Consider the following 7531-nt stretch of genomic DNA (forward strand, 5'->3'; position numbering starts at 1 on the left):
TGGATTCGAGCCTGTGCGCATCCGCGGCTTGGCGGGAGCATGACCCTGCTGGCAGACGCGCTTGAATCGTCATATCGGCATGGGACATCGCCGCTGGCCGGGATTTCGGCGGTTGTGGATCAAATCGACCGTGATGAGCGCCGTCGCATCGAGGAGGGGGCGGCGAAACTCGGCGTGCGCATGCTGGTGCCGACGGGATTGTGCTTTTTGCCGTCATTCATTGTACTGGGCATCGTTCCGGTGATCGCGTCCTTTGGGACGTCTGTGTTCGGGTGATCGTTGCGGCGGGCGACACTCCGGTAACTGCGTTCAGTGGGGGTCGTTCGTCCACAGAGCTCCCAAACCCATTGATACGGCGATCGAACCGGGCATACTGGCTTCCACGTCTCGACTCATACGGGTCGAATCATACAGAAAGGATCATTATGACGGTAACAATTATGAGCCCTACCACCCCGGTCGAATCCATGCAGCCCGGTGGTGCGTTGCGACGTTGGAAGGCCGGCGTCGAACGAGGCGTGTGCGCCCTGGACGCCCGTCTGCGCACCATGACCGTGGAACCGGAGCGTGGCGCCGCCACTGTGGAATACGCGTTGATCGTCGTTGCGGCCGCGGCTTTCGCCGGGATTCTCATTGCGGTGATCAAGTCCGGCTTTGTCAAAACGCTGATCACCAACATCATCAAAACGGCGCTTGGTACAGGATGAGTCGGGCCATGCGCCCGATTCACGCCATGCCGCCATGGCGGCGCAATGGTCGGAGCGTACCGGCGGGGACGGATGATCGCGGGTCTGTAACGGCGGAGTTCGCGATTATCCTGCCGGTGGCGATGGTGCTGGCATTGGCGTTGCTGTCGCTGAGCCGCGCGGTCGTCGTCGTGCTGGACTGCCAGGACGCCGCGCGTGCGGCGGCGCGCGAGGTCGTCGTCGCGGGTGATGCCTCCGATCCGGTTGCCGCAGCTCGTGCCGTGGCGGATGGTGCATCGGTGACGCTAACCGATCGAGGCGATCGGGTCGAGGTCCGGACCCGCTGCCGCGTTGCTCCCGGACCGTTGGACGTGCTGCCGTTCGCCGTCGAGGGGTATGCCGTTGGCGTCAAGCAATGGTGACTGTTGCCGGATCGTCGGCTGGCCGGACTGCCGGCGGGGCGGAAGGAAAGGAGGCGGGTATATGCGTTGGATATCGCGTTCCCGGTGGTTCCAGGAACGGAGGCGACGATGCAGGGTGTTGGCATTGCGGTTCTCCGAGCCGTCGGATCGTGGCTCCGGCACGGCTGTCGGTGCCGCGCTGGTTTTTCTGATTGCGGTGCTGCTCAGTGCGGTGGCGGTGGGCGGGCAGCTGCTGGTGTGCCGGTCCAAGGCCGAATCGGCTGCGGACGGCGTGGCGCTGGCGGTGGCTGCGGCGCACTATGACGGGGTGGCGGATCCCTGTGGCGTGGCTGCCTCCTTGGCCGATGGCTACGGTGCCATGCCTCGCTTCTGCGGCATTGACGGCATGGATGTCGAAGTAACGGTTGCCGTGGATGTCGCGGTGCCGTGGATGTCCGAGGTGACGGCCCGGTCAAGGGCCGGTCCGGAGTCTTGTTCATAGGGGTCGACTGCGATATCTTGAACGGTATGGGTCAGGAACACACAACAGTGGCTGTTTTGGGCAACCCTGCCGCGGACAAGGGGCGGGGCGCCAAAATCGGTGTCCAGGTGATGGATCTGCTCGAAATGGCCGGAGCCCGATATGGGTTCGACGTTGTCGACTTGACCGGAGCCAGTTTTGATGATTCGTTGCGTCGCGCGCATAGTGCCTCCGGCTCATATGACTATCTGGTGGTCGTTGGCGGTGACGGCATGATTGCGCTTGGCGCCAATGCGGTGGGCAGCAGCGGCACGCCGCTTGGCATTGTGGCCATCGGATCGGGCAATGACTTCGCCCGCGGTCTGAAACTGCCCATCGATCGGGTGGAGGTGGCCGTCGAGGGCATTGTGGGCGCCATCGTTCACGGCTCGCATAGTGACGTGGACATGGGCTATGTGGTGTCGCTGCCCGGCGGATGGGCCGTGGATCCAACCACCGGAGACGAGTTGTCTGAGGATGGTTTGCCCGGTTCCGCGTCGATCAGGCGCTTTTACGCCGGCATGTTGTCATGTGGCCTTGATGCGCGCATCAATGATCGCGCGAACCATTCAAGGCTGCCCAGCGGCAAATTGCGCTATTTGAGTGCGGTGTTGGCGGAGCTGACGCATATGAAGCGGTACGGCTACCATGTCAGGGCCGTACTGGCGGATGGCGGCGTTGACGAGCGAGACATCATCTCGCCGATGCTGACCGTCGCGAATTCACGGCATATTGGCGGAGGGCTTGAGGTGTCGCCCTATTCGCGATTCGCCGACGGTCTGCTCGATCTGGTGTGGCTCGATCATATGCCGAATCCACGCGAATGCGTTGAGGCGATATCCAAGGCGTACGGCGATCGGCTGCTTAGTTGCCGGTGCTTCGGTTGGCAGCGTGTGCGCAGTGTGGAGATAACGCGGGCTGATCGGGGCGATGAGCCCCCGGTGCTGATGGCCGACGGCGAATATGTGGGTCATCTGCCGGTTGCGGTCGCCGCTGAAGGATGCGCCCTGCGGGTACTGGTTCCGCCGGCGGTCGCCATTGAGGAGGACGAACGTTGTGAGGAGAGGATCGATGATCTGATCGCCCGCGATGGGCGGGATGCGCGGACCGGCGCGTTTCTTCGGCGTTAAGGTCCGCGGACGTGCCGCCATGCCGATCGCTTATCGCGCCGTTGGCAAGCGGGTGCGTCCGCGAGATAGTTGGGTGGCGGTAGGTTAGAAGCCTGGTGGCGGCGCGACGGGACGCGATCGCGTTGTCGGCTCGCTTGCGATTGTTTGAGAGGTAGGGATCATGGCATTAGCGCTATATCGTCGGTATCGACCGGATACCTTCGAAGGTGTGATCGGGCAGGATCAAGTCACGGTTCCCCTGATGCGCGCATTGGATGAGGGCAAACTCACCCACGCATATCTGTTTTCCGGCCCGCGAGGCTGCGGCAAGACCAGTTCCGCCCGTATCCTCGCCCGTTGCGTCAATTGCGCGAAAGGCCCGACTTCGCATCCGTGCGGTGAATGCGAAAGCTGCAGGGATCTGGCCACCGGGGGCCCCGGGTCGATCGATGTGGTCGAGATCGACGCCGCCAGTCACAACGGTGTCGACGATGCCCGCGAGCTGCGTGACCGCGTGGCTGCCATGCCCGCTCGGGACCGCTACAAGATCTTCATTCTCGATGAGGCGCATATGGTGACGCCGCAGGGCTTCAACGCGCTGCTCAAAACCGTTGAGGAGCCGCCGGACCATGTGATGTTCATCTTCGCCACCACCGAGCCGGATAAAGTGATCGGCACGATTCGATCCCGTACCCACCACTACCCCTTCCGATTGGTCCCCCCGGAGGTCATGGGCCCATATTTGGAGGATATCTGCGCCAAAGAGGGCATCAAGCCGGAAACCGGTGTGCTGAAGCTCGCCATGAGGGCGGGTGGCGGCTCCATGCGCGACACACTGTCGGTGCTCGACCAGCTGATGGTCGGATCGGTGGACGGTGTGATCACGCAGGACAGCGCCGTCTCGCTGCTTGGATTTACGCCGGACGCGCTGATCGGAGAGTCGATAGACGCCTTGATCGACCAGAACGGCGAACGGCTGTACGGCGTGATCCAGAAGGTGATCATCGGTGGTTTTGACCCAAGGCGTTTCGTCGAGGATCTTCTGGCTCGGGTGCGTGATCTGTTGGTGCTGACTTTGGGCGGCAGCCGCGCCGAAGCCGCGCTGAGCGACGATGCGGCGGCTGACGACATGACCGGTCTCAAGCGCCAGGCCGGCGCATTGGGGCTGGCCAGGCTGACCGACATGGCCGATGTCATCAATGACGCACTTGGAAGCATGTCGGGGGCGACCTCTCCGCGCATGCGTTTGGAACTGCTGGCTGCTCGTCTGCTGGCCGGATCCCCGACGGGTGCAATGCGGTCCGACGATTCCGCCCCGGACGCCGCCGTGGGTGATGACGATGCGGCGGGCAACGCCGGTGGCGGTTCTTCTCGACGTGTCGGATTCGCCGGGGCCTTGCGCAATCGGTCCGCCGGTGGGTCCGCCGGTGGGTTTGCCGGTTCGGCGAGGCGCCAGTCCGCTGCTGAGGCGCCGGCCGCCACGGTATCGGCCGCCACAGTGCCGGGCGCCGTGGATTCCGATCATGAGACGAAACCGCCGGTGTCCGACGGGCCCTCCGCCGAGGCCCCGGTCCCGGATAGCCGCACTCCTGACGAACGGTGGGATGCGCTGGTTGCGGGGCTGCCCGACGACGTGGCCAAATACGTCAACCGGCAGAAGGTGCCGCGCATTAAACTGCAGCTGGGCGCCCAGGCCGGCAGCGGCAGGCTGTGGGTTAAATTCGATACTCCGATCAGCAAATACGCGTTTGCCATGGGGGTGTCCGAACATGAGGTCGGAGGCACCCATAAGGTCGTCGATATCGTGCGCGGCGAGACGAAACGGCTGTTCGGCGATCGCGTTCAGCTCGCCCCCACTGAAAAGATGGCCGATGGTCAGATCGCCCCGCCGCTCAGCAGACTCGCGCCGGAGGAGCGGGCCCGCGTCAAATCGCAGATCGCCATGGCCAATGCCGGAATCGCCGCGGCCGGGTTGGCGGCCGCCATCGCTCCCCGGGCGGAGGCCGCGTCAGGCAACGCCTCCCAAAAGCCGCAAACCGCTGCACCATCCGGACAGGCCGTGGATTCACAGGAATCCTCGGATGCGGATGACGCTCATCGAGGCGGCTGGCCCGATACCGGTCATCAGATAGCTGACGACGATCCGTGGGCTTCGCCGCGTCACGTTGCGGGTACCCATGAAACGTCGCCGACCGGCGGCGTCTCGGACGAGCGTCACGTCAAGCATGTCACTGTGCCGGACATCGCGGACGGCATCGACCCCTGGGCGGCGCCCACGGCCGGCACTGCGCCGGAAGCGCCATCGGCGGCTCCCGGAGCCGAACGGCCCGAAGCGTCGGCGCAAGCCGGGCCGTCCGCGTCCGAGCCTGCATCTGCATCTGCCACCGCCCCCGCGTCTGAGTCCGCGTCCTCGTCGGGCGGTCCCTCCATGCCGCCGCGGGAACCCGAACCCGGTCTGCCCGGGCCTGCGGCGGGCGAAAGGGATCCCTGGTCCCATCCGGCGGCGCAGACCCCTACGGTCGACGCCGAGGACGACGAATACTCAATGAGTGACGAATCACTGGGACAGGCGACCGCAATGGACCTGAACGATCTCAAGAAGATGTTCGAGGTTAAGAAAGTGGAGGATTTCGCCCCCGATGATCCGCATAACCCCAACAATATCCAGCGCAAAAACCATGACGGCGACTGACGGTTGCCGGCTGCGGAAAGGAAGACGCAACTATGGCGCTCGCCTATGACGGAGCGATCCAAAACCTCATCGACGCGTTCGCGCGACTGCCGGGCATCGGCCCCAAAGGCGCTCAGCGCATCGCATTCTATTTGCTCGGCGCGACTCAATCCGAGGCGCAGGAGCTCGCCGACGCCATCGCCGAAGTCAAGGCAAAGGTACGATTTTGCGATATCTGCGGCAATGTGTGCGAAACCAGTCCGTGTCCGGTGTGCATGGATCCGCGGCGCGACCATGCCGTCATCTGCGTCGTCGAAGAGCCCAAGGATGTGATGAGCATCGAGCGGACGAGAGAATACCACGGCCTCTATCACGTGCTTGGCGGCGCCATCAACCCGATGGCCAATGTCGGCCCGGATGACCTGCGCCTGCCGCAGCTGTTGGAACGCCTGAAAACCAAGCCCGGCGAAACCGCTGTCGGCGAGGTGATTCTCGCGCTGGATCCCAACATCGAGGGGGAGGCCACCACCCGGTACATCAGCCAATTGCTCTCGCCCCTTGGCATCAAGGTGACGCGATTGGCCAGCGGCCTGCCGGTGGGGTCCGACCTTGAATATGCGGACGAGATCACGCTGGGGCGTGCGCTTGCCGGCCGTCAGGCTGCGTGAGCCGGGTGAGCGGACTGGTTCGGGCCGCGATGAGGGCGGGCCGTTCCGCGTCGCCGTATTCGCGCCTATGTTGCCGATCCGCTGGCTCATGTTCCGCATCCTGAATATCCGGCGGATCGCATACCGCGAAACTTCATATAATCAACCCGTCTGCGTACTCTAGACGTAATCACGCAACACGAGAGATAAGGGACTGCAGTGGCTCTGATTGTGCAGAAGTACGGCGGCTCGTCCGTCGCCGATACCGATTCGATCAAACGCGTGGCCAGACGCATCATCGAGACGAAGAAAAAGGGCAACAAAGTGGCCGTGGTTGTCTCCGCCATGGGGGACACCACCGACGATCTCATCGATCAGGCGAAGAGCATCGACCCCAACCCGCCCGAGCGTGAAATGGATATGCTCATGACCGCCGGAGAGCGCATCTCCATGAGCTTGCTCGCCATGGCGATCCATGCGGCTGGCGATCGCGCCCATTCCTTCACTGGCCAGCAGGCTGGATTCTTCACCGACGCACGCTACGGCGCCGCGCATATCAAGGCCGTGAAGCCCGACCGCGTCAAGCAGGCGCTGTCGTTGGGCGATGTGGCGATTGTGGCCGGCTTCCAGGGCATTAACGAGGAAGGCGACGCGACCACGCTGGGCCGTGGCGGCTCCGACACTTCGGCTGTGGCTCTTGCCGTGGCATTGGGTGCTGATGTGTGCGAGATCTACACCGATGTGGATGGTGTGTTCACGGCTGATCCCCGCATCGTGCCGACTGCTCGCCGTATTCCCGTCATCGATTACGATTCCATTCTCGAGATGGCTTCCTGCGGTTCCAAGGTGCTTGCCTTGCGCTGCGTGGAATATGCCCAGCGCTTCAACATGCCGCTGCATGTGCGCTCCTCGTTCTCGCATCGTCCGGGCACCATCGTGGTGCCTGATGGTGTGGACGCCCGTACCATTCCGAATATCGACTGATACGTTCCGCCGGATCGGAGCGGACGGGCGATCAGGGTCCCGGCTCGTTCCGGCGGGCATCAACTTCGAACAGCTAACCATCGTTTGCGAAAGGCTTATGACAATGAGCGACAACAACCAGTCCATGGGTGACTTGTTTCCGGATCTTGGTCCTGAGGCCCCGGTGATTTCCGGCGTGGCGCATGACCGCAGCGAGGCGCTGGCCACGGTGCGCGCCGTGCCGAACGAGCCGGGTATGGCCGCCAAGGTGTTCACCGAGCTTGCGAGTGCGGGCGTGAACGTCGACATGATCGTGCAGGCGGGCGCTTCCGTGGGCACCGCCGATATTTCCTTCACCGTGCCGGAGGCGTCGCTGAAGCAGGTTCAGAACGTTCTGCTGGACAAGCGCGAGGAGTTGGGCTACCACTCCTTCGACGTCGATGTGAATGTCGGCAAGGTCGCCGTGGTGGGCGTCGGCATGAAAACCCATTCCGGCTTGGCCGCCAAGTTCTTCCAGGCGCTGAGCGACAAGGG

9 protein-coding genes are annotated in these 7531 nt (G+C 63.6%); all 9 read left to right on the forward strand.

Annotated features, from left to right (window positions below; all coding sequences use genetic code 11):
- Positions 1-276: hypothetical protein (locus B2994_RS03290; protein ID WP_291526958.1), on the forward strand; the 276-nt coding region annotated here is incomplete at its 5' end.
- A gap of 149 nt (positions 277-425) precedes the next feature.
- On the forward strand, positions 426-707 hold the full coding sequence (locus tag B2994_RS03295) for a DUF4244 domain-containing protein (protein ID WP_291526959.1): 282 nt from the start codon (positions 426-428) through the stop codon (positions 705-707).
- An 8-nt stretch (positions 708-715) separates the two neighbouring features.
- Positions 716-1108, forward strand: coding sequence for a TadE family type IV pilus minor pilin (locus tag B2994_RS03300; RefSeq protein WP_291526960.1), 393 nt, complete (start codon positions 716-718; stop codon positions 1106-1108).
- A 118-nt stretch (positions 1109-1226) separates the two neighbouring features.
- The gene (locus tag B2994_RS03305; RefSeq protein WP_291526961.1) at positions 1227-1589 is read left to right on the forward strand and encodes an Rv3654c family TadE-like protein; all 363 of its coding nucleotides are present in this window, start codon (positions 1227-1229) and stop codon (positions 1587-1589) included.
- A 26-nt stretch (positions 1590-1615) separates the two neighbouring features.
- Positions 1616-2737 carry a diacylglycerol/lipid kinase family protein gene (locus B2994_RS03310; protein ID WP_291526962.1) on the forward strand — a complete coding sequence of 374 codons (1122 nt, stop codon included), beginning with the start codon at positions 1616-1618 and terminating at the stop codon, positions 2735-2737.
- A gap of 160 nt (positions 2738-2897) precedes the next feature.
- Entirely contained in the window at positions 2898-5408 is a 2511-nt protein-coding gene (gene dnaX / locus B2994_RS03315) for a DNA polymerase III subunit gamma/tau (protein WP_291526963.1), read from the forward strand.
- Between the two features lie 32 nt (positions 5409-5440).
- Positions 5441-6055 (forward strand): recombination mediator RecR, encoded by a 615-nt coding sequence (recR, locus tag B2994_RS03320; protein ID WP_291526964.1) that lies wholly within the window; start codon positions 5441-5443, stop codon positions 6053-6055.
- A gap of 198 nt (positions 6056-6253) precedes the next feature.
- Entirely contained in the window at positions 6254-7018 is a 765-nt protein-coding gene (locus B2994_RS03325; RefSeq protein ID WP_291526965.1) for an aspartate kinase, read from the forward strand.
- 103 nt (positions 7019-7121) lie between these two features.
- Positions 7122-7531 (forward strand): ACT domain-containing protein (locus B2994_RS03330; RefSeq protein WP_291526966.1); only part of this gene is annotated, 410 nt, incomplete at its 3' end.

The sequence above is a fragment of the Bifidobacterium sp. UBA744 genome (genome assembly GCA_002298605.1).
Lineage (GTDB): Bacteria > Actinomycetota > Actinomycetes > Actinomycetales > Bifidobacteriaceae > Bifidobacterium.